Source organism: Salinivirga sp. (assembly GCF_055145285.1).
This window is the reverse complement of the sequence record NZ_JBSRDC010000059.1, coordinates 171953-198673: the sequence shown is the minus strand read 5'-3', so window position 1 is coordinate 198673 and position 26721 is coordinate 171953. Positions and strand designations below refer to the sequence as shown.

The following is a 26721-nucleotide window of genomic DNA, read 5'->3' as shown; positions in this document are numbered from 1 at the left end:
AGAATAACCCATAATTGTAAATTTTAATTAAACATATCTAGTCATATAACTAGATAAAAATAGTAAAAAAAATCACAACTTCCAAAAAAAAGTCGTGATTTTATCTAGTAAAACGCCAAACTCAAGCATCCCGCCTTTGGCGGGACAGGTTATGACCATTAAAAATAAACAGATGAAAAAAACCTATTCAGCGTATAAAAGTAATCTATATTTGTTTTATCGAAATAATTATTTAGCTTTGAAAACTCAAAATGCAGCAACAAGTACACACATATTATTGGTCTTATTATTATTTCAACGCGAAATAAGGCGGGACTGGTATATGTAAATTTTAATAAAATTTCAACCCCGCCACAAGCGGGGTTTTTTATTTTAAAATAATGAAGCATAACAACCATATAGCATATTATTACTGGTATTACCACAGTTACCTGCCGGGATAACTATAGGGTTGTATGAAAGCAATACAATTTAGAAGGCGTCCCGGGTAAAAGGACGCCTTTTTTATGTCGAATAAAAAAATTACAAAGATGAACATTGAACCTGCGGAAAGACTCAAAAACGTTGAGACTTACTACTTCTCCAAAAAACTTGAAGAAATACGGAGTCTCCGAGCTCAAGGACATGCCATTATCAACCTGGGAATTGGCAATCCGGATATGGCTACGCACAAAGATGCGATAAAAAGCCTGAATCAGTCAACTGGGGAAGCGCAAAGCCATTATTACCAACCTTATAAAGGAACACAATTATTGAGAGGTGCGCTTTCTGCATGGTATCAAAGAATTTACAAGGTTCATCTCGATGCTGAGAATGAAGTATTACCACTTGCCGGATCAAAAGAGGGCATCATGTTAACTACTTTGGCATTTGTAAATCCCGGAGATACCGTTTTAGTACCTAATCCGGGCTACCCGGCCTATGCAGCCACAGCCAGGCTACTGGGTGCCAAAATACAATACTACAGTCTGAAACCTGATGGTGATTGGTTACCCGATTTCTTCGAATTGGAAGAACTTGCTAAACAAGGGGCTAAGCTCATATGGGTCAATTATCCTCATATGCCAACCGGAGCAAAAGCAAACACAGCGCTTTTCAGAAAACTTATCGACTTCGGTCAAAGGCACGGTATCCTAATTGCGCACGACAACCCCTACAGTCTGATCCTGAATGAAGAGCGATTAAGCATATTATCTATCGAAGGAAGCAAAAACACCTCCCTGGAGCTCAACTCCTTAAGTAAATCACACAGTATGCAGGGATTTCGTGTGGGCATGGTTGCCGGGCACCAGCAGTTGGTAAAACACTTACTAAAAGTAAAAAGCAATTATGATTCGGGCATGTACCTGCCCATACAAAAAGCAGCTGCTACTGCACTCAGCCTCGATGAACATTGGTACAATTCCACAAATGCAGTTTATCATAAGCGACGAAATGTAGTGTTCAAAGCTTTAGACCTTTTAAACTGTTCCTACTCCGAAAATACCAGTGGCATGTTCGTATGGGCTAAAATTCCGCAATCATTTAGCGACGGGTATGCCTTTGCAGATCATTTACTATATGATTTAGGCCTATTTGTGGCTCCCGGCGGAATCTTCGGTTCAAATGGGAACCAATATGTGCGGTTTTCACTTTGCGCCCATAATAATGAATTTGAGATAATGCTCAATCGAATTAAAAACCGACAGAAAATCGCGATATGAATATTACAATTATCGGCTTAGGCCTTATTGGCAGCTCCATGGCCATAGACTTAAAAGCGCGCAATTTTGCACAAAAAATCATTGGAGTAGACAATAATCCAATACATTGTGATGCTGCCTTACAATTGGGCATAATTGACAAGACTGCAGAACTAAACGAAGGAATTTACCAGGCTGACCTGGTTATACTTGCTACTCCTGTTGATGTATCACTGAAATTATTGCCTACGGTCCTCAACCAGGCAGATCAGCAAATTGTAGCCGATGTGTGCTCAACCAAAAGTAACCTGAATGAGCGGGTACGCTATCATCAAAACCGCGAAAATTTTGTCAGTACCCATCCTATGGCTGGAACTGAGCAAAGCGGACCACGTGCAGCATTCTCAGGTTTGTTCGATGGCCGGGCATCCATCATTACCGATGCAGAAGAGAGCAGTGAAAAAGCACTGAAAACGATAAAAACAATGTATGAATGTCTTAACATGCGCATTATTTATATGAATGCCTACAACCATGATGTACATACTGCCTATGTGTCGCACATTTCCCACATCAGCTCCATGGCATTGGCACTCACGGTGCTCGAGAAAGAGCAAAATGAGAAAAACATACTTGATTTGGCCAGCGGTGGATTCGACTCAACCGTACGGTTAGCTAAAAGTCCGGCCAGCATGTGGACCCCTATTTTTATGCAAAATGCAGGAAATGTGACCGCTGTATTGGACACATACATTGAACATTTGCAGGCTTTTAAAAAGGCCATGCAAGAACAAAAAAGCGAAAGTATTACGGGATTAATCAATCAATCGAATAAAATCAAACGTGTATTAAGCAGATAATTATGGAAAGGCAACTCAATTTACAACCCGTTAGTCAATGGAAACTACCCGACACAGACAAACCATTGATCATCTCCGGACCCTGCAGTGCAGAAACAGAAGAGCAAGTAATGACCACAGCAAGGGCATTAAGTAAGAACGGCATAACTGTTTTCAGGGCCGGCATATGGAAACCCCGAACGCGGCCAGGCTCATTTGAAGGTATTGGCAGTATTGGCCTGCCATGGTTAAACCAGGTCAAAGAAGAAACCGGCATGCTGATAGCCATTGAAGTGGCCAATGCCGTACATGTACAAGAAGCCTTAAAGGCAGGAATTGACATCCTTTGGATTGGAGCACGTACCTCGGCCAATCCCTTTGCCATGCAGGAAATTGCTGATGCCATAGCAGGTGCAGATGTACCCGTATTGGTAAAAAACCCCGTAAACCCAGATGCTGACCTTTGGGTAGGCGCTATTGAACGTATTCACAAGGCTGGTATCACCCGAATCGGAGCAATTCACCGTGGATTTTCAAGCTACGACCGCAGCATATACCGTAATGTTCCGCATTGGCAAATCCCCATTGAACTGAGAAGTCAATTACCGGATATTCCCATATTCTGTGACCCGAGCCACATTGCCGGTCGGAGAGAATTACTGCAAAGTATATCACAAAAAGCCATGGATCTTGATTTTGATGGCCTTATGATCGAAACACACTGCGACCCTGATAATGCATGGAGCGATGCTAAGCAGCAAATTACACCCGAAAGCCTCGACATCATGCTCGAAAGCTTAGTCATACGAAAAATGAACCCGGAAGGGGTATCGCTAAACACACTTGAAGATCTGCGTTTTCGGATCGATAAACTTGATAACGATTTGATGGACCTGGTGCAGCGACGCATGAATCTGGCTACCGACATAGGTCGCTACAAAAAACAAAATAATATGACCATTCTACAGCAATCGCGGTGGAAAGATATTCTTGAAACAAACATTAAAAAAGGACAAAAACGAGAGCTAAGCTCTGGTTTTATCATGAAAATGTTTAAAGCCATTCACCAGGAATCCATTAATAAACAAACCCGGGTAATGAATGAATAAATATTCAAAAGTCAAGGAGAAAACAAATAAGGCCCGCAAAGCCATAAATAATTTGTAATTTAGAATCTTAAATTGAATTGCATGAACACGTTTGGACGACTATTTCGCGTACACATATTTGGCGAATCGCATGGGAAAGCCGTTGGTGTCACTATTGACGGTTGCCCGGCAGGCATTCCATTGAGCCCAACAGATTTTGAAGCTGACTTAGCAAGGCGCAAAAGTGGCGCAAAAGGCACCACACCCCGAAAGGAAAGCGATAAACCGGAACTCATGACCGGTATCTTCGAAGGGAAAACCACGGGAGCGCCCCTTACCATTCTATTCCGCAATGAAAACGTACAATCTAAAGACTATAGCAATCTGAAAAACAGTCCACGCCCGGGCCATGCCGATTTTGTAGCACAACAAAAATTTGGCGGATTTGCCGATTACCGGGGCGGAGGACATTTCTCAGGCCGGCTCACCCTGCCACTGACGGCAGCCGGCGTAGTAGCAAAAAAAGTATGCGAAAAACTAAAAATCCAGGCCCGGCTCGTTGAAACCGGTGGCGACAGCGATATAGAGTCGGCCATTGACAGGGCCATTGAGCAGAACCAATCCATTGGCGGCATTGTGGAGTGTCGCATAGCGAATTTACCTGTGGGCCTTGGAGAACCTTTTTTTGACTCTGTAGAATCGCTATTGAGTCACGTCGTATTTGCCATTCCGGCCATCAAAGGAATTGAATTTGGGGCGGGCTTTCAGGCTGCACGAATGACGGGTGCTGAGCATAACGACAACATTGTTAGTACAGAAGGAAAAACCGAGACCAACCATGCCGGTGGCATCAACGGAGGCATTACCAATGGCAATGAACTGGTGTTCCGGGTGGCGGTAAAACCCACCAGTAGTGTGTCAACAGCTCAAAACACCATGAATCTGCAAAAAGGAGAGGTCGAAGCCCTGAAGATCGAGGGCAGACATGACCGCTGCATTGCACTCCGGGTACCTCCCGTACTCGAAGCAGCCACGGCTATTGTGCTTGCTGATTTGATGCTGCTGGAGCAGAAAGCAAGAAGGGTTATCACTTAAAATTGAAATAGAGAATTGCTCAGTGCTACAGTAATCTTTTTATCCTGTAAAAGCATCAGTTGCATGAAGCTAATAAAAAAAGCCACCCGGTGAACAGATTAAAGCAATTCACCCGATGACCCAATTATTTATTTTAGTTTTTTATAATTCGTCTGGTCTCAGTTTCGCCATTACTCAACAGCAACCTGACAATATACATACCTTCTTTTAAACCACTGAGGTTTAATGTCTCTTTATTTCCTGTTGCATATTCTGACCTTACATATCTACCGGATGCATCTAAAATTCTAATTTCAGATATATCTGCATCAGATTCAATGTAAAGGCTACTTGAAACCGGGTTTGGATAAACGCGGAACCCTTTATTGGCAGTATTGGCAATATTTAAAGTCTGTTCGCTATAATAGAAATGCTCTAATATAGTTTCATCCCAAACATCATCTGTGCTATTCCACTCATATTCATTTCTTGATACCAATTGGTGCTTAAACACTTCTTCCTCCGCACCAAAAGCATTGACAAGTTGATAAAAGATAGACGTAGGCAAAATTAGGTCATTATAAGTCAAAGTGTTATCATATTCGCGTGCCCATTTTTGATGATTCACCCAACTATCTGTGTTTGGATCCCACCTGGAATATATCATTTCAATCCTATTACCTGATGCATCAAAACCGCGTTCATACTGATAATTAGGATACCATTCGCTGTTATTCTCATCCCAGGTAAATACAGTTTCGGATGTTTGATTTTGTGAATTATCATAAGTATACGCTGTTTTAGATTGAGGTTGCCATGATGATTCCATTTCATAAAAAATGTGTTGTGTTTGATTGCCAAATGAATTGTACGAATATTCGGTTTTAGAATCCTCAATCCACACATCATTGATCGTATCGCCATCGTACCTGGTTATCTGCATTAACAAATCATTATCATAGGCATATTCAGTTTTTTGACCTTTCTGATAAGCATCTGAATAATTACTCCACCAATGGGTGTACATGCGTATAATGTTATTAGCTGAGTCATAATCATTGAACCTTATAAAATAATTTTCCCATGAGTCTGTGGAGGCATTCCATGTATTATAGTTATATTCTGTTACGTTTTGAGCAGTATCGAAGGTTGAAATTCTTCTCAGGTCAGGAAGCCATGAGTTGTTCACGGTATCCCAAATGAATTGAACGTACTGTGTTAAATCACTGTACACATTATAAACATTCTCAGTTTTATTTTGCGGCTCCCACACAGAAGCTTCCGAATCCCACACATAATCGATATGCTTTATTTTATTCCCCTGCTCATCATAAAAAAATTCATCTTTTTCATCATTAATCCAATCTCCGGTAACTTCATCTACGGTATATTGCAACCACAAAGTAATAGTATTATCATCATCAAAGTTTAATACATGCTTTTCCTCGTTCACAAACTGTCCGGTAACATCATAATACGATTGCTCGATTATAGAATCCAGCCTCATGCCAGATGATACATTGGCATTCTTCAGCATTAATTCATCAGAATTTTGGTTTTCGATAATTCTCTGTTCAATCTCTGAATTCTCTTTTAGCTCCTGCGACAACAGGCTGAATGGTATTCCAATAATAGCAATAAGTAAAGTAAATTTTCTAAGTAACATAAGCATAGTCTTTTTATTGGTTAACTACCTATGCAACTAACTGAAAGCTATATTGTTTAGAATTATTACAAATAATATTTATAATCATTACAAATAGTATTGATATAGGTATAACAACAGAAATTTAGAAGTAGCTATTGCAGCATGAAATACGCTTTCAAAGAAGCTGTCCTCCTTCGATTAATTATGTCCGAAGCCTTATAAATTGTACATGATTAGACTTACTGATGTGGTCCGGATGAAACATTTCAAAAAGTTAGGGGTTTGTAAAAATCAGCATTGATCAAAAATAACGATCGAGTTATTATTTACTGATATCCAACATCTTCATAAAAAACCACGCTTAAAAAACATTCATTTTAAAAATTTGTTAAAATTTATAACCACTAACAATAATAAAACACTTGTAAATGGCATATATAGACTATTATAAAATATTAGGCGTCAATAAAAGTGCAAGCCAGGATGATATAAAAAAGGCATACCGAAAACTGGCGCGTAAATACCATCCGGACCTTAATCCTAATGATGACACTGTAAAACAAAAGTTTCAGCAAATTTCTGAAGCTTACGAAGTATTGGGAGATAAAGAAAAAAGAAAAAAATACGATAAATACGGTGAAAACTGGAAACATGCGGACGAATTCGAAAAAGCTGGATATGGAGGCCAGCAACAACAAGGACAACAGTTCTACCAGAATTTTGGCGATTTCTTCTCAGGATCCAGGTCACAAGGTAATTTTAGTGGAGGTGATTTTGGCGGGTTTTCAGACTTTTTTGAATCCATGTTTGGAGGAACAGCCGGCAGCAGGCGGCAATCTGGTTTCCGCGGAAATGACCTTCAGGCCGAAATGGAACTCAACCTGACAGATGTAATGCAATCGCATAAACGCACACTGACCATAAATGGAAAAAAAATACGCATTACAATTCCCGCTGGTCTGGAAGACGGGCAAACCATAAAAATCTCCGGATACGGTAGTCCAGGCGCTAATGGCGGGCCAAACGGCGATTTATATATCACATTTTCAATAAACAATAACACCCATTTTAATCGCGATGGTAGTAATTTATACTCAACTGTAGATACTGACTTTTATACTGCCGTGCTGGGTGGCACATCCACAATTGATACCCTCGACGGTCAGGCAAGGATAAAAATAAAACCGGGAACACAACCGGGTACAAAAATGAGACTCAAAGGCAAAGGATTTCCAAAATATAAAAATGAACAATCAAAAGGAGACCTGATTATTACCATCCAGGTGAAAATACCGACTCAATTAAGCGACAAAGAGAAGCAACTATTTGAAGAACTCAAAAATGTCCATCAGTCATGAATGAAAACCAATATATAACCATCGAGGAACTCTGTCAATTATACGAAATTGAAGCAGAATTTATTGAAGAACTAAAGGAAAATGAACTGATACAGGTAGTTCAGGAGGAAGAAAAACTTTGTGTTCCGGTAACTGAGATACAAAATATTGAGAAGATACAATCATTTTATTACGATTTGGAAATAAATATTGCAGGTATAGATGCCATATTCAACCTACTCAACCAAATTGATGAAATGAAACAAGAAATGAATGACATGAAACGCAAACTCGATTTGCTTCAAAACAATTCACTTTGAAATTAACTTGTTAGCAGTTTTTTATGGACGAGAGGAAGTAAATTACAAATAACTAAAACTCTTCTAAATTCACGAAAGCTTTACTTCAAGCGCTACCACACTAAACTAAAAGATAGGGGACGACTTAAAAAACCGCCGGGGAAGCGTGCAACAGAACAGTACTCCCTATAAAGCCTGTATTCGGCAAGCTCAGAACATACGAGCTATTGCGGATGCAAACCTGGCTTACATAGCTTAATCAGCATTTACAGTGTTTAGAGGCTAATCACCAATACTATCAATCCTTAATTGCTTTTACAAATTCATCTATTTTTTCTTCAAATGCAGGATTTCCTTCAAGGGCTTTAATAAAGGCACTTCCAATGATCGCGCCATTGGTATACTGGCAAACACCAGTGAATGTAGCCCGGTCGCGAATACCAAAGCCGGCCATTAATGGCTGATCGCCCACAAGCGACTGCACCCGCTCAAAGTAAGTCGCAGCAGCGGCTGTATTAAGACTACTACCTGTGATGGCGTTGGAAGATACCAGGTAGATAAACGATGTACTTAACCGGGCAATTTCCTGAATCCTTTCATCCGGTGTTTCCGGACTGATGAGCAAAATATTGTGTATGCCATACTTTTTGAAAAGTTTTTCATAGTGCATTTGGTACTCTTCAAGGGGCAAGTCAGGTAAAATAACACCATCAACACCCGTTTCAGCAGACTTTCGGAGGAAATGCTCCATCCCAAATTGCAACACCGGATTGATATACCCCATCAATACCCGGGGAATTTTTAATTGCTGTATTGTTTCAAGTTGTTCAAAAAGTCTTTGCACGGTCATACCATTATCCAGAGCCTGCTTGCTGCTTTTTTGTATCACCGGACCATCGGCCACTGGATCAGAAAATGGAAAACCTATTTCGATAAAATCTACTCCTACCCTATCCAACTGAGCTGCAACACGCCTTGTATCTTCAAGTTCAGGGTATCCTGCAGTAAAATATACAGAAAGCAGATTTTGTTTTTTATGCTGAAAAAGTTGATCGAGTTTATTCATTACAGATATTTTTACATTCAGGGAAATCATTTCAAATCAAGTGCTTTAAGGTATGTGGCCATGTCCTTATCGCCACGCCCCGAAAGATTGATCACTACGTTATCGCTTTGTTTAAAGTCCAGTTTTTTGAGTGCGGCAAAGGCATGGGCCGATTCAAGGGCAGGTATAATGCCCTCCAGGCGGGTCAATTCAACAGCTGCATCAAGTGCCTCCTGGTCATCCACACCAAGAAACTGAGCCTTGCCTGTCTGATGCAACCAGGCATGTAAAGGGCCAATACCCGGATAATCGAGGCCGGCAGAGATAGAATATGGTTCAATCACCTGGCCATCGTCGCTTTGAATAAGCAAACTTTTAGCACCATGCAGTATTCCTGTCCGCCCAAAATTTATTGTAGCTGCATGCTCCTTCGTATGCAATCCCTTACCTGCGGCTTCAATACCAACCAGCTTTACGCCGGTGTTTAGAAAGTGATAAAAAGCCCCGGCAGCATTACTTCCTCCGCCAACACACGCCATTACATAATCTGGCTCAGTCTTTCCGGTTTTAGCTTTGAATTGTTGAGCAATTTCTGCGCTAATAACTGATTGTAATTGGGTAACAATCTCCGGATATGGATGCGGCCCCACAACAGAGCCAATTACATAAAAAGTATCAGCCGGGTTATTGATCCAATCACGAAGCGCCTCGTTGGTTGCATCTTTCAGAGTTTTGTTGCCACTTGTAGCCGGTACAACTTTGGCACCCAGCATCTTCATTCGTGCTACGTTTGGTGCCTGCCGCTCCACATCCAAAGCACCCATATGCACCACACATTCTAAGCCCCGCAAAGCGCATACGGTAGCTGTAGCCACGCCGTGCTGGCCGGCTCCGGTTTCGGCAATAATGCGCTTCTTGCCCAAATGCTCTGCCATCAAAACCTGACCAATGGTATTGTTAATTTTGTGGGCTCCGGTATGATTGAGGTCTTCGCGCTTCAGCCAAATGTTGGTTTGATATTGGTTTGATAATCTTTCTGCAAAATATAGTGGTGTGGGTCTTCCGGTATATTCTGTGAGCAAATGTTGGAAAGTTTTCTGAAATTTTGGATCGTGTAAAATACTCTGATAATTGGCTTCCAATTCTTTAACATTGGGTCGCAGCATTTCGGGAATCCAGGCGCCGCCATAATCGCCATAATATCCGCGTTCATCAGCTATTGATTTGAATTGTATCATATTATTCGTTCGACTTTAAGGTTTTAATAAATTCTTTCACTTTTTCGCTGTCTTTCAATCCGGGCTGTATCTCGAAACGGCTGTTGAGGTCAACTCCGGTAAACTTTTCGTGTTGAAATGCCTTTACTTGTGCTGCATCATCCGGTCCAATGCCACCACTAAGAAAAAACGGTGTTTTGCCCTGATAACCACTGAGAGCCGACCAGTCGAATTGCTGCCCGGAGCCACCATAATCCTTCGTAGACGTATCAAACAAAAAATAATCTACGACTGACTCGTACTGCTTAACCTCATTAAAATTAAAACCGGATTTTACACCAAACGCTTTAATAATTTGCAATCCCTGCTCCTGTAATTCCTTACAGGTATCAGGTGATTCATTACCGTGGAGCTGCACGGCGCTCAGACCATAGGCAACCACATTCCGCATGATAAAGAAAAAGGGTGCATTGACAAAAACGCCTGTGCGAATATGGGTTGAAGTAGTTTGCATTAATAAATCACCGGCCTCAATCGTCACTCTGCGCGAAGATTTCGGATAAAAAATAAAACCAAGTAAATCGATATCTTCCAAAGGCAGCGATTTTATATTCTCCAGACTATTCAATCCACATACTTTGATTTTCATATTGGTGCGTTTTTTAGTTGATTCAGTTTATTAATAAATGAGAGGCATTGAGCAGGTGGATTCGGGTGCCTCATAAAGAACTCGCCAATCAGAAAACCATGAAATCCTTCGGCATACATTCGCGCTGCTGTTTCGGGCGCATTTATGCCGCTTTCCGCTATTTTGGTGTAGGAATCCGGTATTTGCTGGCAAATCGCTATGGATTGGTTTAAATCAACAGAAAAATCATGCAAATTGCGATTATTGATTCCTACAACATCAACCAAAGGGGTTACTTTCTCAAGTTCGGAATCATCATGCAGTTCCAGCAAAACCTCCATTCCATGTCCCTGCGCAAGCGATGTCAGATCCTGAATTTGCTGTGTTGATAAAATGCGTGCTATGAGCAAAACGGCATCTGCTCCGGCAGCTTTGGATTGGGAAATTTGATATGGATCAATGATAAAATCTTTTCGCAGCAACGGAATATTGACCTGTTCCCGCACCGATTCCAGGTGAAACAAGTTCCCTCCGAAAAAAGATTCATCCGTCAGTACCGACACAGCCGATGCACCGGCATGCTGATATCCCGCTATCACTTCACGATGCTGCATGGCAGTATGGATAACTCCTTTTGAAGGTGATTGACGTTTGTGTTCGGCAATGATACCACTACCGCGCACAATGTGCTCAGCAAAAGAGAGCGGGAAGCGCTGGAAAAAACGCGACTGCTCAAATTGCCTTGCAGGAAACAAACGCTTTTGCTTTGCGACTTCCTGTTTTTTCTTTTCTACAATTTGCTCAAGTATATTCTTCATTACGCGTTTAACTGCATTAATTTTTCAAATGACTTCAAGGCTGAACCTTTCTCAATGCTTTGTCTGGCAATGTCTACGCATTCATTCATTGATTTTTCCGCATTAGCCGTGTGGATAGCCAGTGCAGCATTGGCCAGAATCACTGATTTTTGAGCATCTGTGGACTCATTTTTCAATACATTCATGAAAATAGCTGCAGAATCTTCAATGCCCTTACCACTTGCAATTTCACTTGCCTGCAAAGTTGGTAAACCAAGTTCTTGCGGAATCATATTCCGCTCTCCTGCACGGTTAAAGGCTTTAAAAGTTCCGGTAAGCGATACCTCATCATAACCATCGAGGCTATGCACTACGGTATACGCTTTGTCACTCAATTGATAAATGTAGTGGTACAAACGTGCTGTTTCCGTGCTGAATACACCTATGAGCTGACTGCCAGGATCGGCCGGATTAATCATTGGCCCCAAAATATTGAAAAAGGTCTTTATGCCCAATGCTTTACGAACCGGCGCGATATGCTTCATGGCCGGATTAAAAAGTGGCGCATGCAAAAAAGTAATACCGGATTGATCCAGTTCGCGAAGCAGCTTATCCCGATCGTTGGAAAACCGGTATCCAAAATGCTCAAGTATATTGGAAGAACCTACAGATGAAGAGACAGCATAATTACCGTGCTTGGTTACCTTCAGCCCAGCTCCGGCTGCCACAAAAGATGATATTGTGGAAATATTAAATGTGTCTTTGCCATCGCCGCCTGTCCCACACAAATCAATGGTTTCAAAGCCATTGGTATCAATCGGTATTTGCAACTCAAGCATGGCTTCTCTAAAGCCGGAAAGTTCCTCCAGCGTTACAGGACGCATGGCAAAAACACCCAAAAAAGCCGCCATCTGACTGGTGTTGAAGGCTGCACTGGCAATCTGTTTGAGAATCTCACTTGCTTCAGCTTTTGTGAGTGTTTTATGCTGATAAAGGTGATCTAAAATTTGCTTCATAATTAGGGGTTTTACAAAAAAAGTGAACGTTCAATACGATTAATATTATAAGCAGCACTGTCAGATGCCGGCAGGCAGACTTCCATTTGAGGTTCCGGCACCTTGAGCCAATTGGCAATCATTTGGATACCATGCTCTGTAAGCACTGATTCGGGATGAAACTGTAAGCCCACCATATCATACTTTTTGTGGCGAATGGCCATGGCTATGCCATTTTCATCGCTGGCCAGCAGCTCAAATTCCCGACTGACATCAGATACTCCAATTCCCCAGGAATGATAGCGGCCCACGTTAAATTTGCGGGGTAAACCCATAAAAACAGGCTCGTTGGCATCGAACCGTTCAATGTTGGTAGCGCGACCGTGAAAAACCTCCGGTAAGTTTGTCAATTGGCAATTGTAAACTTCACCTATTGCTTGCATACCCAGGCAAATGCCCAGAATTTTTTTCGTCGGTCCCAGCTGTTTTACCATTTCATTAATGATTCCCGCATCTTCAGGCACTCCCGGACCCGGAGAAATAATAATCTGATCATATTTAGCACATTGCGCTACGCTGATTTCGTCGTTGCGGAACACATCAAATGCACTTACTCCGCACTGCCGGACATATTCCGCCAGGTTATAAGTAAATGAGTCGTAATTGTCGATGATTAATGTTTTCATAGTTGTATGCTGTATTAATTTCTATATATTTTCGGCCAGCTCAATGGCTTTTTGAATGGCTTTAACCTTATTATTCACTTCTTCCAACTCTTTTTCGGGTTGAGACTGAACAACGATTCCGGCGCCAGCCTGATAAAATAACTTATGATTCTTCGCCAGCACAGAGCGAATTATTATGGCATGATTCACATCACCGTTGAAACTGATCTGTCCGATTGCTCCTCCATAGAAACTGCGGTTTACATTTTCATAGTAACTAATAAGTTCCATGGCCTTCACTTTGGGTGCCCCGGTGAGCGTGCCGGCCGGATAACTCTTACCAAGCATCTCAAGTGGAGAAGCACCGTTTTGGATGGTTCCGCTCACCCTCGATACCATATGCAGTACATGGGAAAAATATTGAATCTCCTTGAATCTGTCCACAGCAATATCAGATGCGAACCGACTCAAATCATTACGCGCCAGGTCGACCAGCATCACATGTTCTGCGTTCTCTTTTTGGTCGTTGTAAAGTTCAGTAGCAAGCCGACGGTCTTCCTCGTCGTTTCCTGTACGTTTTACCGTGCCGGCGATAGGTACAATAGTGGCCTTGCGGTTTCGTACAACCAACTGACTTTCGGGCGATGAACCGAAAAGCCTGAAATTTCCATAATCAAAATAAAACAAGTACGGTGAAGGATTAATGGAACGCAAGGCCCGGTATACGTTAAACTCATCTCCCTCAAAAGCCCTGTCGAACCTGCGCGAAAGCACCAATTGAAAAGTATCTCCCAACTGGCAATGCTCAACTGCCTTACCCACAAGCTTTTTGTAGTCGGCGTCTTCCATATTGGACTGGTGCACGCCTTTGGCTTTAAACGGGTAAGAGGCAAAAGTTCTGTTTTGCAACTGATTCTCAATTTCCTGTAGTCGTGGTGCTTCGCCTTCGGGAAGTAATTCCATCAAATGGGCCGTATACTGATGGTGATTAATAGCTATCACAAAACGGTACAACTGATAAAGAATGTCAGGAATACGGGTTGCATCATCGCGCTGCGGAATATCAACCTTTTCAAAATTTGTTACGGCATCGTAAGCAGTATAACCGAAAAGTCCGTTTAAGCGGAGTTCTTCGGCACTGCCCTCAATAGTAAAATAGTCGAGAAACTGTTGCAGTTGCTCATTGACATTCCCGTTAAAATGGTCAGAAACATCGTGGTTCAACACTGATACTTTGGTATCTTCCTCGTCATGGGTAAAAGCTGCCAGGGGGTCGAGGCAGATGAACGAATAATTATCAGCACCGCCCTTAAAATCGTTACTCTCCAGTAAAATGGCATTGGGATAAAGATCCCTGAATTTTAAATATAAGCTTAGCGGAGAAAGCGTATCGGCCAGAATTTTTTTAGAATGGATGGTTAATTTGCTCATTTCTATTCAATTAAGTTAAAAAAAAATAAAGGCCCATCGTGATTGATGAGCCTTTTAAATTTATGCATAGCACACTCGTCACGACGGTATCGTTTGCCAAATGTGCCACCACCAAAGTTGTATTTTTTGTACTTGTCTCATTGTATATAAATTTACTTTAAACGAAAAAAGCCCGTCGTGAGAACGACGGGCTTTGTATTTTGTACATACAGGTCGGGCTTCCTCACGATTGCTCGTCAAGTTTGTGCCACCACCATATGTTTAAATTTCTTTTCATTGCGCTACAAATCTATAAATAAATTTTAAAAAGTCACAACCTAAATTAAAAATTTGTGGTTCGTAATCACAACTATCCGAAACTTTGAAAAAAGGAACAGAACCCATACTTTTGGTTAAGCACGAATAAAACATACTAATAAGGGACTGTTCCGAAGAAGCAAAAATACAAATAAGCCAGTAATTCCTCAAATTATTGATTTTATCCCTGCCCATTTTTTTTGCGTCGGGTTATACAATCTCATCAAACAGATAAATACTATAAATACAAAACTTACGACCAATTGGTGGCCTTAATATTCGGATAGCTAATGGGGGGAATAACAATCAAAACACAATAGGATGAAGCTATGATGATGCCAAACTTGATTAATATTGGGCAAGCTGCTACTCATGACAGAAACGGTTTTGGAGTATTTTTAATAAACTTTTTTTCTTGAAAAAAAAAGTTGCAAAAAATTCAAGATCAAATTACGCTTCGCCCCGCTTTATTCAATAGATTAAATGACCTGTAAAAGCTGAACAAGCCTCTTTTACGTCATTTATATCTATTGAATATTCACCCTTACGCTAGCCCGCCAATTTGATCAGGCCACCCCGCTTTTGGGAGATGCTAAATCTTAATGATAAACGGTTGACTTTAGGTGACCTAAGTGTTTTAAGCGGGCACCTTCTTTCTTGAAGCAAATGGCCGCAGGCAAATTGAACCGAACTTGTGAGCTACATCCGACCATTAAAATCAAAATTATGAGCGGATGAAAACTGTTTGAGATGATGCGCAGATTCGATAATTAGAATACTAAACTTAAATAGCATCATCGAGTTTTTTCAATTTATCCCCGAACATGTTCAGCTAATCCCAATAAATTGGGAAGCTTCACTATGTCGGGATTTTCAATTTGCGAAAAAATAGAAGGTCGCTTAATATACTAAGTCTTGAATTTTTGCGCCACCGCTATAGCTAAGGCGGCACGCGGTTGCTTCGTTTTTGGTTCAACCGAATCGCCGTTAGGCGCTGAGCTCATGACCGAAGGGAATAACCCAAAAATGAAGAGCCCGCCGGCTGGAGGCAAAGTTAAAAAAAAACGCATCTAAGGTTAAATCGGCCACGTTAGAAATATATCATAGTAAATTTTAGATGGTCCACAATTTTATAAAGGAATTCCATTTATTTGTCTGTAAATTATGTAACCAATCAGATTAAACCAAAAGCACAAAGGACCGTCCCTGTTCAATAAACAATTAATTTTTGTCTTCAAAGCACGTTATTTTGAAATAGGACCAACTTTTTTCTTAATAATTCAAGAATATACCTTGTGAATCAATGGGTTAAAGCTCTATTTTGCTAATTTTGGAAAAATTTCGGATGAATGTGATAATTTAAATAAAGGCTGCCCTTTAGCACACAATAGAACTACGAATTGTTTATCGAAATTAATATTCTATTTTCTCTTCAGAATTACGCCACTTATCAAAAGCTTCCTTTGCTTTTTCACGCATCATTTGCCGGGTATACAACTTACGATCGGCATAATCGAGTTTGAGTTCATCGTAAATAAAAGAGTCATCAAAGCCAGCGTCTTTTGCATCTGTTTTTGTACCGGCAAAATAGAGCTTGTCGAGGCGTGCCCAATAAATAGCGCCCAGACACATGGGGCAAGGCTCACATGAGGAGTAAATCTCACACCCGGAGAGATCGAAAGTACCCAGTTTTTGGGTTGCCTGCCGTATGGCATTTATCTCTGCGTGCGCTGTTGGGTCGTTGGTTAAAGTTACACTGTTTGAGGTTTCTGCAATCACTTCTCCGTCTTTGGCTATAATCGCTCCAAAGGGTCCGCCACCTTTAGCCACGCTCTCAACGGAACGTTTAATGGCTTGCTTCATTAATTCATTTTTATCCATAGTGATTTTTCTGTATATCTAATTCATTTAAATGTAAGTTAATCTCGCTAATTTTAAAAACTATACCATTTGATTCTTTATTTTTATAATTTCAGCTGCTATACTTATAGCTATTTCAATAGGTGTATGACTGTGAATCTGCTCACCAACAGGCATGTGTATCTTTTCAATCTCGCTCTCGCCAAAGCCCTTTTCTTTGAGCAATTGATGAATTGTCGACACCTTGCTTTTACTACCCATCATCCCCAGATATTTTATATTTTTACCCACCATTTGAGTAAGTACTTCAAGGTCGTGCATATGGCCTACTGTCATAATCACAATATAATTACCGCTGCCCTCATCCACATAGGTTCCGGCACGATTAAATTCAATGACATGTTTTTCGTGGGCAGCCTGATTGCTGTGCATTGTGGAGATATCTGAACGGTTGTCATGAATTTTGATGTAAAACCCAAGCATACGCATCACCTTACTGAGCTCTACACTTACATGTCCACCGCCAAAAATATAGATTGTGTCATTGAGTCCGAGCGGCTCAGTATACTGCCAGTCATCATCATCCGATAAACCGCTCGTTGTAATGCCATCGCTACCGGATTCTTCCAATATTTCAATTCCGGATGGTGAGACATGCATGGCAATTTTTGTAATCGTATCCTGTGCTGCTTCAATTTTTTCTAAAACTGGCAACTCATCTTTTTGCAAAGGTACAATTGCCAGGGTTTGTTCGCCGGCACAAATCATCCCGGAGTTATCTTCTTCGGCTTCAGGACTGTGCACCTGCCGCATAAGCTGTGGGGTTGGTTGTTTTTCTTTCAACAGTTTTTTTGCACGCTCTACAGCGGCATATTCCGCGCTTCCACCACCAACCGAACCTTTCAGGTTTCCTGTTTCACTTACAGCCATTTTAAATCCCGGCTTACCCGGACTACTTCCTTTAGTCTCCAGTATTATCAATAATGCCGTAGCGTTATCCTTTAATAATTGTGTTCGGCAAAAAGACCAAATATCCGATAGTTGCGCTTGTTCTTTATAACTCATGGAAAAATATTTTACAAAATAGGTGAAATTTATATTTTTATCCTATATTCTTGATTACACACTACTCTTTTGTTCTGCAAATAGTCAAAAATACATAAAAAATGGTATATTTACCTTTCTCAAAGCAAAAAAATCAGATAGAATTATGAGTGAAGTATATGCAAAAATTAATGAATTGGCTGAAAAATACCGTGATTACACAGCGGAAAACTTATCCAAACTTGTAAAAATAAAATCACTGAGCCTTCAGGAAAAAGAAGTACAGCAGGAGCTGAAACGCCAGATGGAAGAAGCCGGATTTGATGAAGTACGAATCGATGGGCTGGGCAACGTCATTGGCCGCGTGGGAGATGGTAAAAAAATACTGGCTATCGATGGACATATGGATACTGTAGACCTCGGGCAAATGGAAAACTGGGATTTCGACCCGCTTGGTGGAGAAATTAAGGACGGCTTTGTTCACGGCCGCGGCACTGTAGACCAGGAAGGTGGTTGTGCATCATTCGTTACAGCAGGTAAAATACTCAAAGAATTGAGTTATGATAAAGACTGGACCATTTATTTTGTAGGTAGCGTTATAGAAGAAGATTGTGATGGTCTGTGCTGGAAATATCTGGTAGAGGAAGAAGGTATTAAACCCGACCTTGCCATCTCTACAGAACCAACTAACCTGAATATTTATCGCGGGCAACGGGGCCGAATGGAGATGAAAGTACATTTTTACGGAACATCCTGCCATGGTTCTGCACCGGAACGCGGTGACAATGCCATTTACAAAGCAGCCAAAGTTGCCACAGAAATTGAAAAACTCAACGATCGCCTGAAAGATGATGAATTCCTTGGTAAAGGAACCATTACCATTTCAGAATTTGTTTCGGGTAGTCCATCACTTTGTGCTGTGGCCGATTATGCAGCATTCCACCTTGACCGCCGACTAACATGGGGCGAGACCAAAGAATCAGCAATGGCTGAAATTGAAACGCTCATACAAGGAATGAATGCCAAGGTGGAAGTACTCGAATACAAAGAAAAATCATATACCGGACTCGAATACGGCATGGAGAAATATTATCCAACCTGGAAAATTCCGGAAGACGCAGAAATTATTCAGCAAGGCGTAAGTGCATTTGAAAAATTATTCGACAAAAAGCCAAAAGTCGACAAGTGGACATTCTCGACCAACGGCGTTACCATTAACGGAAAGTATGGAATACCCCTGCTTGGGTTTGGCCCTGGCAACGAAGTAATGGCACACGCACCCAATGAAAAGGTGCCGGTAGATGATTTGGTTAAAGCCACAGCTTTTTATGCAGCTTTTGCTTATGAAATTGCAGAATAGAAAAAAACAAAATAATAATGAATCTGAACGAAAAAATTAACCAGCTAAGCCAAATCAAGGCTGAACTTTACCAGAAAGATTTCCTTTTAACCTGGGAAAAAAGTGACGAAGACTTAAAGACAGTTTTGGAAGTAGCAGACATTCTCAAAAACATGCGTGCTCAAAACATTTCACCACGTGTTTTTGATACGGGGCTGGCTATTTCCAACTTCCGCGACAACAGCACGCGCACGCGTTTTTCTTATGCCTCGGCCAGTAATTTACTTGGTCTGGCTGTGCAAGACCTCGATGAACAAAAATCGCAAATTGCACACGGAGAAACCGTACGCGAAACCGCTAATATGATATCATTCCTCTCTGATTTTATCGGAATCCGCGACGACATGTACCTTGGCGAAGGAAATAAATATATGCGCGAGGTAGGAGATGCTTTGGACGAAGGTTTTACGCAGGGAGTACTTCCTAACCGCCCCGGTATCGTAAACCTGCAATGCGACATGGACCATCCGACCCAGTCAATGGCTGATTTGTTGCACCTGCAAAAAGAATTCGGTTCGCTGGAAAACCTAAAAGGTAAAAAAATCGTCATGAGCTGGGCTTATTCTCCCAGCTATGGAAAACCCCTTTCGGTTCCACAAGGCATCATTGGTTTAATGTCGAGATTTGGAATGGACATCGAACTGGCCTATCCGGAAGGATACGACCTGATACCTGACATTGTGGATATGGCCGGCAAAAATGCTAAAGCCAGTGGCGGTAGTTTTAATGTAAGTCACAACATGAGTGATGCTATGGAGGGTGCCGATATTGTATACCCTAAAAGCTGGGCACCCTATCACATTATGGAGGAACGCACCAAATTATTAAAAGCGGCAGACAAAAAAGGTCTCGATGAACTGGAACAAACTTGCCTGGCCAACAATGCCAAATATAAAGACTGGGAATACGATGAAGCCAAAATGAAACGCACAAAAAACCAGGATGCACTATACATGCACTGCCTACCGGCAGACATTTCCGGTGTTTCTTGCGAGGCTGGTGAAGTCAACGCTGATGTTTTTGAAAAATACCGTATTAAAACATACCACGAAGCAGGTTTTAAACCTTATATTATTGCTGCAATGATGTTTACCAATAGATTTAAAAATCCCGCAGCAACATTAAAGCAAATGGTAGAACGCGGTAGTAAACGTGTAATAGCCTAACATAACATTCTCTATCACTTAAACTTAAAAAGGAGTGCAAATTTATTGTACTCCTTTTTTAATTATGATAATATTTTATCGCGCTTCAGAAAGACTCCCGGTGTTTTCGGGTTGTTCCATTCACCATCTTCTATTACAATTTCTCCATTCTTCATAAGCCATTTTACATGTCCATGCGTTTTAAAACCTTCGTAAATATTCAGGTCTGTATTTTGATGGTGGCTTGCAGCACTGATTGTATTCTTTGATTCGGAATCCCAAACCAATAAATCAGCATCAAATCCTGGTTTGATGTCGCCTTTTTGTGGATACAGTCCAAATATTCTGGCCGGCTGCGTGCATGCAACATCTACCAATTTCGGAAGCGAAATCTTTTCTGACAACACGCCATAGGTGTATAAAAGCGGAATTCTGTGTTCTACTCCGCCTGCTCCATTGGGGATTTTCCGAAAATCATCTTTCCCGGCACTTTTTTGAGCTAGGGTAAATGGACAGTGGTCGGTGCCAATTGTACTGATGTCGCCATCTTTCAGTGCCTGCCATAAAGCTGTCTGGTCGGCCTCAGTGCGCAATGGCGGGCTCAGCACATATTTTACAGTTTCCTCAAACGTTCCCGCATATTTCGACTCGTCAAGCAGCAAATAATGTGGGCAGGTTTCAGCAATCACCTGTTGACCTTTTGCCTGTGCATTACGTATATGCTCCATCGACTCCCGAGTTGATACATGCACGATGTATAACGGACATGATGCCACAGCAGCCATCTCAATGACCTTTTTCACGGCATCAGCCTCTGTATGGTTCGGGCGAGTGTCTCTGTGAGCAGCTGGCCCCACGTTTCCTGCCCTGGCCGCCTTGTCGCGCAGGGCATCAATTTCATCGCCCATTTCGGCATGTACTGTAACCATGCCACCTAACCGGCCAACCGTCTGAAGCACCTTTTCAACCTCATCATCTTCCAAACCCACAGCCTGTTTATAAGCCATATAAATCTTAAAAGATGTAATGCCCCGGTCAAAACATTCTTCTAACTCTTTTGCTGTAGTATCGCGCCATTCAATTGGGCTTACATGAAATGAATAATCAATTTGTGATTTCTGTGCTTCTGTCTGGCGCTCTTCCAGAGCATCTACCAGCGACTGACCGGGTTGTGGCGTAACAAAATCAATGATGGTGGTGGTTCCACCATGCAAAGCTGCAAAGCTTCCGGTATAAAAATCATCTGAAGAAGGTCCGGCCGGCGTGGGTAAATGCATGTGCACATGCGGATCAATACCGCCGGGCAATACATAGCAGCCAGCAGCATTTATGGTGCGATCTGCCAGAAAATCTCCGTGCCCCACATGCTTAATTTTATCATTTTCAATCCATACATCGGTCTTCTGCATCTGCTTCGACGTCACCACAGTGCCATCTTTGATCCGGGTAATCATAATTATATGGTTTTTTCCAGGGTTTTAGAACAAGTACCATCTTCCTGTTCTTCAAAACCCAGTTTTTTCAAATAGTTAAAGTACTTTTCGCTGTTGGCATCTGCTACAACTTTAGTAAATCCTTCATCGAGAAAAAACTTCCTTACATGCCTATATATGTAGCGTCCGTTTTTAAAATCGCGGTATTTAGGCCCCACATAATCGAGTCCAACACGCAACACATGATCAGCCTCTCGATGTGCAAGGAATAGACCTGCTACCTGCATATCGCGCAAAACGAAAAAGCTAACTGTATTCTTCTCCGGCTGATATTTAAAACCCGGGAAAAATCGCTGAATTTCTTTTTCATGAAATTTCAGGTAGCGCAACAAATATTTATTATTGGGCCGCACCTCCAGGGTCTCAAAAACCTCTTTTTTGTTGAAAATAAAGTACAGAAAATAAACGTCGACAAGCACGATGAAAAGGTTCATAAAACCAACCGGCAAGGCGCCTATTAAAAAACCATAAAGTGCAAAAGTGCCGGCACCCACTAAATTAATGATTCGAAACTTGACGATGGAACTCATCGTCATCGAAATAGCGATTAATATGGAGGCCAAATAGCCAATCCATTCCAAAATATTAATATCCATGTGTCAATTTTTTACAAAGATGAGAAAAAGTTCCCGAAAAACAGCATTTCTTTATTGTCTGCCAGAGTTACTCTGTAATCGCTGAACCCCTGTTGTAACTGGTTCTTTGAACCATTTCAGGTAAGCTTCGGGCGTATTGATATTGGCCAAAATCTTTTGATCTTGCACAGGAATTCGTAAGTGCTTAAACTGTTGCAAAAAATACTTTAGGTGCTCCTGTGAATTGGGATGGGTAATAATTTCATGAATCACACGGGAAGAAATAAGAAAAGGATGTCCGCCCTTTTTCTCAAATTCGGGTAAAATATAATCAGCTCTTTCAGAGGCTTTCTCCAAAACAGTTAAAACATCTGCATTGGTGTAAGGATTGTCAATATTTTGCACATACACAGCATCCGCCCCCTTTAACTGCTCACAGGCCAGTTGCAGAGAATAGAACTTTGGCCATTCTGGATGTAAATTTTTTATCACCTTGACATTTTCAGGCAGTTCAAAATCCTGTCTGATGCTTGCTTCGCCATCTGGGTTTACCACGATGAGAACTTCTGAACAGCCATAATCTTCATATACTGAAATAAGTTGCGATAAAAAAGTTTCTTCATTGCCAAACGGCAGTAACATTTTATGCATGGCCATCCGGGAAGAGAATCCTGCAGATAGAATGATAGCAGGAATTTTTTTTTCTGTTTGCCGGTTTTTTGTCATTATTTCCTAAAATGAGTATTCTCTTTAGCAACAAAGCACGAAAATAGGCATTTTCACAGGATTTATGTACTTTTAACCCTTACGATTTTTTTTAATGCAAACAAACGCCTTATGTCAGATAGATTTCATCCTATAAGTTTACAATTGCTTCTGAAAACCATTTTCCGCGAACTGGAGAGCAAGCAAAGCATTTTTGGACTTCCAAATGAGCTCTTTTACCAACCAGAAAAACAAGAGCGCTTTAATCAAAAGATATTCCGCGAACCAATCGATAGTCCGCTGGGCGTTGCAGCCGGTCCGCACTCGCAGCTGGCTCAAAACATTGTTGCTTCATGGCTTATGGGAGCCCGGTATATTGAACTCAAAACTGTTCAAAACCTCGATGAAATTGATGTGGCCAAACCATGCATAGACATGCAGGATGAAGGTTACAACTGTGAATGGTCGCAAGAACTTAAAATAAAAGCCAGCTTCAATGAGTATCTGAATGCCTGGATTGCTGTTCATTACCTGAACAAAAAATTCTTTGGAGATAAACCCCTCAATACCATTTTCAACATGAGTGTGGGATACGACCTGAAAGGCATAATGCAGGAAAATGTACAGTGGTTTTTCGATAAAATGAATGATTGCTCAGTTGAGTTGGCCCAAAAAATAAAAGAGACAAAAGCAGAATTCCCTGAGTTAGCCGACCTGGATATTCCAACCCGCATTTCAGATAACATAACCCTCTCAACAATGCACGGTTGCCCGGCAGATGAAATACAGGACATTGCCGAATATTTACTCACAGAAAAAAAGCTGCATACATTCATCAAACTGAACCCCACCCTGCTGGGTCCGGATGAGCTGCGCCACATTTTGAACAAAACCAGCGGTTTTAAATCTGTGATTCCCGATGAAGCCTTCGAGCACGACCTCAAGTATGCCGATGCGCTGAACATCATCCGCTCCTTACAAAAAACAGCCAATGAAGAGCAATTGGAGTTCGGACTGAAGCTCACCAACACGCTGGAAACCCAAAATTTTAAAGATGCTTTTGGCGATGATGTGGACATGATGTACATGAGTGGCCGCTCCCTGCACCCGCTGAGTATAAATATTGCCCGTAAATTGCAAAATGAATTCGACGGCAAGCTGCAACTATCCTTTTCAGGCGGAGCCGATGCCTTTAATGTGGCTGATATACTCTCTTGCGGATTTAAAACCGTAACGGTAAGCTCTGATTTATTGAAACCGGGTGGATACATGCGCCTTAATCAATACTTTGAAGAGCTGCAGAACCGTTTTGACGCAGTCGAAGCTACTGATATTGATAGTTTTATAAAGCAAGAAGCAGGGAACAAAGACCGAACACAAGCCGCGTTGCACAACCTCCACCAATATGCAAAAAATGTGATTGATAATCCCCGCTATCGCAGAACAACCATTCGGGATATCGACATTAAAACCAACCGCAAACTGGGCTATTTTGATTGTATTTCGGCACCATGCCGCGACACGTGTGCCACAAACCAGGATATTCCTGACTACATGTACTACACAGCCACAGGTCAATTCGACAAAGCCTATGAAGTTATTTTACGCACGAACCCATTCCCGGCCATAACCGGTATGGTGTGCGACCATCTATGTCAAAACAAATGTACACGTGTAAATTATGACGATGCACTACTCATTCGGGAAGTAAAGCGCTTCATTTCTGAGCAGGACGATGCAAAGCTCACTCCTGAACCCGCTAACGGGAAAAGTGTAGGTGTTGTTGGCGCCGGTCCTGCAGGTCTGTCTGCAGCCTATTTTCTAACAATGGCCGGTTTCAATGTGGAAGTGTTCGAAAAAAATTCAAAAGCCGGAGGTATGGTACAATTTGCCATTCCCGGATTCCGCCTTACAGACGAAGCTATAGCAAAGGACTTTCAACGGGTTACTGACCTGGGTGTCAAAGTGCACTACAATACCCCGGTCGACCAATTAAAGTTCAACGCCATACAAGCAGATTTTGACTACACCTTTATTGGTGCAGGAGCCCAACTATCAAAACCGCTACACATCGATGGAATCGAAAGTAAAGGTGTAAGTGAACCGCTGAAATTTTTATTTAGGGTGAAAAAAGGCGAATCCCATGGTGCAGGAAAAAATATTGTGATTATCGGTGGTGGAAACACAGCCATGGATGCAGCACGCACAGCTTACCGGACAGTGGGCAAAGATGGCAAAGTCACAGTTGTATACCGCCGCAGCATTGACCAAATGCCGGCCGACCAGGGTGAAATAAAAGCCGTGCTGGAAGAAGGCATTGAAGTAGTTGAACTCGCCGGACCTGAAAAAGTTATTGAAACTGATGGAAAAGTAACTGCATTGCGCTGCGCAAAAATGAAACTTGAGGGAAAAGACGGTTCCGGAAGACCCAAACCCGTCAGGATTGAAGGCGGCGAATTTGATATTCCCTGCGACACCATCATCCCGGCTATCGGACAGGACCTTGATATTGATTTCATGTCTGGCGACCTGTTAGAAACAACTAATGGCACCTATCAAACAGGAACAGAAAATATCTTTATTGGTGGAGATGCCCTGCGTGGTGCATCTACAGCCATTAACGCCATTGGCGATGGACGAAAAGCAGCCGCTGAAATCATAGAACGGGCACATCAGCAATTCGATATTCCTAAACCCCAAAAAAGAAAAACATATTCGAAGCGGGAACTTACACTGAAGAGAGCCACACGACAATACGCCCCTGAATTGAAGGAGCTTGACATTAACGATAGACAAAATTTCAAACTGGTTACCGAAACACTGGATGAAGCAACTGTGCGCAACGAAGCCGAACGTTGCCTGTTTTGTGATGAGATATGTAATATTTGCACAACGGTTTGTCCTAACTTTGCCAACTATTCATACGAAACAGAACCGCTTGCTTATCAACTTCAGAAAATAAAAGTCGACATTGCAGGTGAAATACAATATGCAGATGATGATTTGTTTGAAGTAAAACAGAAATATCAAATTCTGAATATTGCCAATTATTGTAATGAATGTGGCAACTGTACTACATTTTGCCCTACAAACTCAGCTCCATACAAAGAGAAACCACATATTTATATTACGAGAGAATCATTCGACGAGGCAGATGAAGGATATTATTTAGACAAGGTAAAGGGAAGTAAAAAATTGCTATATAAAAATTCGGGCAAAACAGTTTCATTACAGGAAAACGACACTCAATACGTTTACGATACCGATTTACTGACGGTCCGGGTCAACAAAAACGATTTTCAAATTGCTGACACAACTTTGAAATCAACAAACAGCCAACAGATTTCATTGCAAAAAGCTGCTGAAATGAGTGTAATTTTAAAAGGCGCAGAAAAATTGACAACAGAAAATTAACCTGCCATACTGCTTCCTGAAATACTTGTGCGAATAACTTTATT

The 26721-nt window shown here is 41.6% G+C and carries 22 protein-coding genes and 1 pseudogene; 10 read left to right on the top strand and 13 right to left on the bottom strand.

Translation table 11 applies throughout. The features are described 5' to 3' along the window. The first annotated feature begins 530 nt into the window (after positions 1 to 530). From ACTB0Y_RS12025 to ACTB0Y_RS12010, 4 genes are all read left to right on the top strand, one after another. Positions 531 to 1703, top strand: a complete 1173-nt coding sequence (locus ACTB0Y_RS12025) for a pyridoxal phosphate-dependent aminotransferase (protein ID WP_463207068.1) — start codon at positions 531 to 533, stop codon at positions 1701 to 1703. Beyond that, a complete protein-coding gene (locus tag ACTB0Y_RS12020; protein ID WP_463207067.1) occupies positions 1700 to 2542 on the top strand; it encodes a prephenate dehydrogenase in 843 nt (280 codons plus the stop codon). Before ACTB0Y_RS12025 ends, ACTB0Y_RS12020 begins: the two co-directional genes overlap by 4 nt. A gap of 2 nt (positions 2543 to 2544) precedes the next feature. Then, a complete protein-coding gene (locus tag ACTB0Y_RS12015) occupies positions 2545 to 3630 on the top strand; it encodes a chorismate mutase (protein ID WP_463207066.1) in 1086 nt (361 codons plus the stop codon). A gap of 81 nt (positions 3631 to 3711) precedes the next feature. After that, positions 3712 to 4704, top strand: a complete 993-nt coding sequence (locus tag ACTB0Y_RS12010; RefSeq protein ID WP_463207065.1) for a chorismate synthase — start codon at positions 3712 to 3714, stop codon at positions 4702 to 4704. Positions 4705 to 4837: 133 nt separating this feature from the next. On the opposite strand, the gene ACTB0Y_RS12005 is transcribed toward ACTB0Y_RS12010, so the two are convergent. After that, a complete protein-coding gene (locus ACTB0Y_RS12005) occupies positions 4838 to 6349 on the bottom strand; it encodes a T9SS type A sorting domain-containing protein (protein WP_463207064.1) in 1512 nt (503 codons plus the stop codon). Positions 6350 to 6759: 410 nt separating this feature from the next. On the opposite strand from ACTB0Y_RS12005, the gene ACTB0Y_RS12000 reads away from it, so the two are divergent. Together ACTB0Y_RS12000 and ACTB0Y_RS11995 are read left to right on the top strand one after the other, a co-directional pair. Further along, positions 6760 to 7689: a DnaJ C-terminal domain-containing protein gene (locus tag ACTB0Y_RS12000; protein ID WP_463207063.1), complete on the top strand. Its 930-nt coding sequence runs from the start codon at positions 6760 to 6762 to the stop codon at positions 7687 to 7689. After that, complete coding sequence (locus ACTB0Y_RS11995) at positions 7686 to 7988, top strand: chaperone modulator CbpM (protein WP_463207062.1); 303 nt, start codon at positions 7686 to 7688, stop codon at positions 7986 to 7988. The genes ACTB0Y_RS12000 and ACTB0Y_RS11995 overlap by 4 nt, the downstream gene beginning before the upstream one ends. 277 nt (positions 7989 to 8265) lie before the next feature. Here the strand turns inward: ACTB0Y_RS11995 and trpA are convergent, their stop codons facing one another. The 7 genes from trpA to ACTB0Y_RS11960 are packed head-to-tail and all read right to left on the bottom strand — an operon-like array spanning position 8266 to position 14745. Further along, positions 8266 to 9033: a tryptophan synthase subunit alpha gene (trpA, locus tag ACTB0Y_RS11990; RefSeq protein WP_463207061.1), complete on the bottom strand. Its 768-nt coding sequence runs from the start codon at positions 9031 to 9033 to the stop codon at positions 8266 to 8268. Between the two features lie 26 nt (positions 9034 to 9059). Further along, positions 9060 to 10250 carry a tryptophan synthase subunit beta gene (gene trpB, locus ACTB0Y_RS11985; protein ID WP_463207060.1) on the bottom strand — a complete coding sequence of 397 codons (1191 nt, stop codon included), beginning with the start codon at positions 10248 to 10250 and terminating at the stop codon, positions 9060 to 9062. A 1-nt stretch (position 10251) separates the two neighbouring features. Further along, positions 10252 to 10878, bottom strand: coding sequence for a phosphoribosylanthranilate isomerase (locus ACTB0Y_RS11980; protein ID WP_463207059.1), 627 nt, complete (start codon positions 10876 to 10878; stop codon positions 10252 to 10254). Further along, on the bottom strand, positions 10875 to 11675 hold the full coding sequence (gene trpC, locus ACTB0Y_RS11975) for an indole-3-glycerol phosphate synthase TrpC (RefSeq protein WP_463207058.1): 801 nt from the start codon (positions 11673 to 11675) through the stop codon (positions 10875 to 10877). The genes ACTB0Y_RS11980 and trpC overlap by 4 nt, the downstream gene beginning before the upstream one ends. Beyond that, positions 11675 to 12670, bottom strand: a complete 996-nt coding sequence (gene trpD / locus ACTB0Y_RS11970; RefSeq protein ID WP_463207057.1) for an anthranilate phosphoribosyltransferase — start codon at positions 12668 to 12670, stop codon at positions 11675 to 11677. Before trpD ends, trpC begins: the two co-directional genes overlap by 1 nt. 11 nt (positions 12671 to 12681) lie before the next feature. Next, on the bottom strand, positions 12682 to 13335 hold the full coding sequence (locus ACTB0Y_RS11965) for an anthranilate synthase component II (RefSeq protein ID WP_463207056.1): 654 nt from the start codon (positions 13333 to 13335) through the stop codon (positions 12682 to 12684). Between the two features lie 21 nt (positions 13336 to 13356). Further along, a complete protein-coding gene (locus ACTB0Y_RS11960; RefSeq protein ID WP_463207055.1) occupies positions 13357 to 14745 on the bottom strand; it encodes an anthranilate synthase component I family protein in 1389 nt (462 codons plus the stop codon). Between the two features lie 423 nt (positions 14746 to 15168). Between ACTB0Y_RS11960 and ACTB0Y_RS11955 the strand changes: the two are divergent. Further along, a pseudogene (locus ACTB0Y_RS11955) lies at positions 15169 to 15326 on the top strand (DUF4372 domain-containing protein); the annotation flags it as partial. Between the two features lie 1129 nt (positions 15327 to 16455). Here the strand turns inward: ACTB0Y_RS11955 and ACTB0Y_RS11950 are convergent. Both ACTB0Y_RS11950 and ACTB0Y_RS11945 read right to left on the bottom strand, forming a co-directional pair. Further along, on the bottom strand, positions 16456 to 16923 hold the full coding sequence (locus tag ACTB0Y_RS11950) for a nucleoside deaminase (protein WP_463207054.1): 468 nt from the start codon (positions 16921 to 16923) through the stop codon (positions 16456 to 16458). 60 nt (positions 16924 to 16983) lie between these two features. After that, positions 16984 to 17967 (bottom strand): XdhC family protein, encoded by a 984-nt coding sequence (locus ACTB0Y_RS11945; RefSeq protein WP_463207053.1) that lies wholly within the window; start codon positions 17965 to 17967, stop codon positions 16984 to 16986. A 145-nt stretch (positions 17968 to 18112) separates the two neighbouring features. Between ACTB0Y_RS11945 and ACTB0Y_RS11940 the strand changes: the two genes are divergently transcribed. Next, positions 18113 to 19306 (top strand): YgeY family selenium metabolism-linked hydrolase, encoded by a 1194-nt coding sequence (locus ACTB0Y_RS11940; RefSeq protein ID WP_463207052.1) that lies wholly within the window; start codon positions 18113 to 18115, stop codon positions 19304 to 19306. 17 nt (positions 19307 to 19323) lie between these two features. After that, positions 19324 to 20511 carry a knotted carbamoyltransferase YgeW gene (gene ygeW, locus ACTB0Y_RS11935; protein ID WP_463207051.1) on the top strand — a complete coding sequence of 396 codons (1188 nt, stop codon included), beginning with the start codon at positions 19324 to 19326 and terminating at the stop codon, positions 20509 to 20511. A gap of 62 nt (positions 20512 to 20573) precedes the next feature. Here the strand turns inward: ygeW and hydA are convergent, their stop codons facing one another. Genes hydA through ACTB0Y_RS11920 form a run of 3 tightly spaced genes read right to left on the bottom strand, consistent with a single transcriptional unit; the run spans position 20574 to position 23284 of the window. Beyond that, a complete protein-coding gene (gene hydA, locus ACTB0Y_RS11930) occupies positions 20574 to 21944 on the bottom strand; it encodes a dihydropyrimidinase (protein ID WP_463207050.1) in 1371 nt (456 codons plus the stop codon). Positions 21945 to 21946: 2 nt separating this feature from the next. Then, positions 21947 to 22579, bottom strand: coding sequence for a hypothetical protein (locus ACTB0Y_RS11925; RefSeq protein WP_463207049.1), 633 nt, complete (start codon positions 22577 to 22579; stop codon positions 21947 to 21949). Between the two features lie 51 nt (positions 22580 to 22630). Next, positions 22631 to 23284, bottom strand: a complete 654-nt coding sequence (locus ACTB0Y_RS11920; RefSeq protein WP_463207048.1) for a nucleotidyltransferase family protein — start codon at positions 23282 to 23284, stop codon at positions 22631 to 22633. A gap of 111 nt (positions 23285 to 23395) precedes the next feature. Here ACTB0Y_RS11920 and ygfK point away from each other — a divergent pair, with 111 nt between their 5' ends. Then, positions 23396 to 26677, top strand: coding sequence for a putative selenate reductase subunit YgfK (ygfK, locus tag ACTB0Y_RS11915; RefSeq protein ID WP_463207047.1), 3282 nt, complete (start codon positions 23396 to 23398; stop codon positions 26675 to 26677). Positions 26678 to 26721 lie beyond the last annotated feature (44 nt).

Bases quoted from the DNA above. Each gene is read 5' to 3' on its own strand.
- ACTB0Y_RS12025 (WP_463207068.1), top strand. From the start codon at position 531: ATGAACATTGAACCTGCGGAAAGACTCAAAAACGTTGAGACTTACTAC.
- ACTB0Y_RS12020 (WP_463207067.1), top strand. From the start codon at position 1,700: ATGAATATTACAATTATCGGCTTAGGCCTTATTGGCAGCTCCATGGCC.
- ACTB0Y_RS12015 (WP_463207066.1), top strand. From the start codon at position 2,545: ATGGAAAGGCAACTCAATTTACAACCCGTTAGTCAATGGAAACTACCC.
- ACTB0Y_RS12010 (WP_463207065.1), top strand. From the start codon at position 3,712: ATGAACACGTTTGGACGACTATTTCGCGTACACATATTTGGCGAATCG.
- ACTB0Y_RS12005 (WP_463207064.1), bottom strand. From the start codon at position 6,349: ATGTTACTTAGAAAATTTACTTTACTTATTGCTATTATTGGAATACCA.
- ACTB0Y_RS12000 (WP_463207063.1), top strand. From the start codon at position 6,760: ATGGCATATATAGACTATTATAAAATATTAGGCGTCAATAAAAGTGCA.
- ACTB0Y_RS11995 (WP_463207062.1), top strand. From the start codon at position 7,686: ATGAATGAAAACCAATATATAACCATCGAGGAACTCTGTCAATTATAC.
- trpA (WP_463207061.1), bottom strand. From the start codon at position 9,033: ATGAATAAACTCGATCAACTTTTTCAGCATAAAAAACAAAATCTGCTT.
- trpB (WP_463207060.1), bottom strand. From the start codon at position 10,250: ATGATACAATTCAAATCAATAGCTGATGAACGCGGATATTATGGCGAT.
- ACTB0Y_RS11980 (WP_463207059.1), bottom strand. From the start codon at position 10,878: ATGAAAATCAAAGTATGTGGATTGAATAGTCTGGAGAATATAAAATCG.
- trpC (WP_463207058.1), bottom strand. From the start codon at position 11,675: ATGAAGAATATACTTGAGCAAATTGTAGAAAAGAAAAAACAGGAAGTC.
- trpD (WP_463207057.1), bottom strand. From the start codon at position 12,670: ATGAAGCAAATTTTAGATCACCTTTATCAGCATAAAACACTCACAAAA.
- ACTB0Y_RS11965 (WP_463207056.1), bottom strand. From the start codon at position 13,335: ATGAAAACATTAATCATCGACAATTACGACTCATTTACTTATAACCTG.
- ACTB0Y_RS11960 (WP_463207055.1), bottom strand. From the start codon at position 14,745: ATGAGCAAATTAACCATCCATTCTAAAAAAATTCTGGCCGATACGCTT.
- ACTB0Y_RS11950 (WP_463207054.1), bottom strand. From the start codon at position 16,923: ATGGATAAAAATGAATTAATGAAGCAAGCCATTAAACGTTCCGTTGAG.
- ACTB0Y_RS11945 (WP_463207053.1), bottom strand. From the start codon at position 17,967: ATGAGTTATAAAGAACAAGCGCAACTATCGGATATTTGGTCTTTTTGC.
- ACTB0Y_RS11940 (WP_463207052.1), top strand. From the start codon at position 18,113: ATGAGTGAAGTATATGCAAAAATTAATGAATTGGCTGAAAAATACCGT.
- ygeW (WP_463207051.1), top strand. From the start codon at position 19,324: ATGAATCTGAACGAAAAAATTAACCAGCTAAGCCAAATCAAGGCTGAA.
- hydA (WP_463207050.1), bottom strand. From the start codon at position 21,944: ATGATTACCCGGATCAAAGATGGCACTGTGGTGACGTCGAAGCAGATG.
- ACTB0Y_RS11925 (WP_463207049.1), bottom strand. From the start codon at position 22,579: ATGGATATTAATATTTTGGAATGGATTGGCTATTTGGCCTCCATATTA.
- ACTB0Y_RS11920 (WP_463207048.1), bottom strand. From the start codon at position 23,284: ATGACAAAAAACCGGCAAACAGAAAAAAAAATTCCTGCTATCATTCTA.
- ygfK (WP_463207047.1), top strand. From the start codon at position 23,396: ATGTCAGATAGATTTCATCCTATAAGTTTACAATTGCTTCTGAAAACC.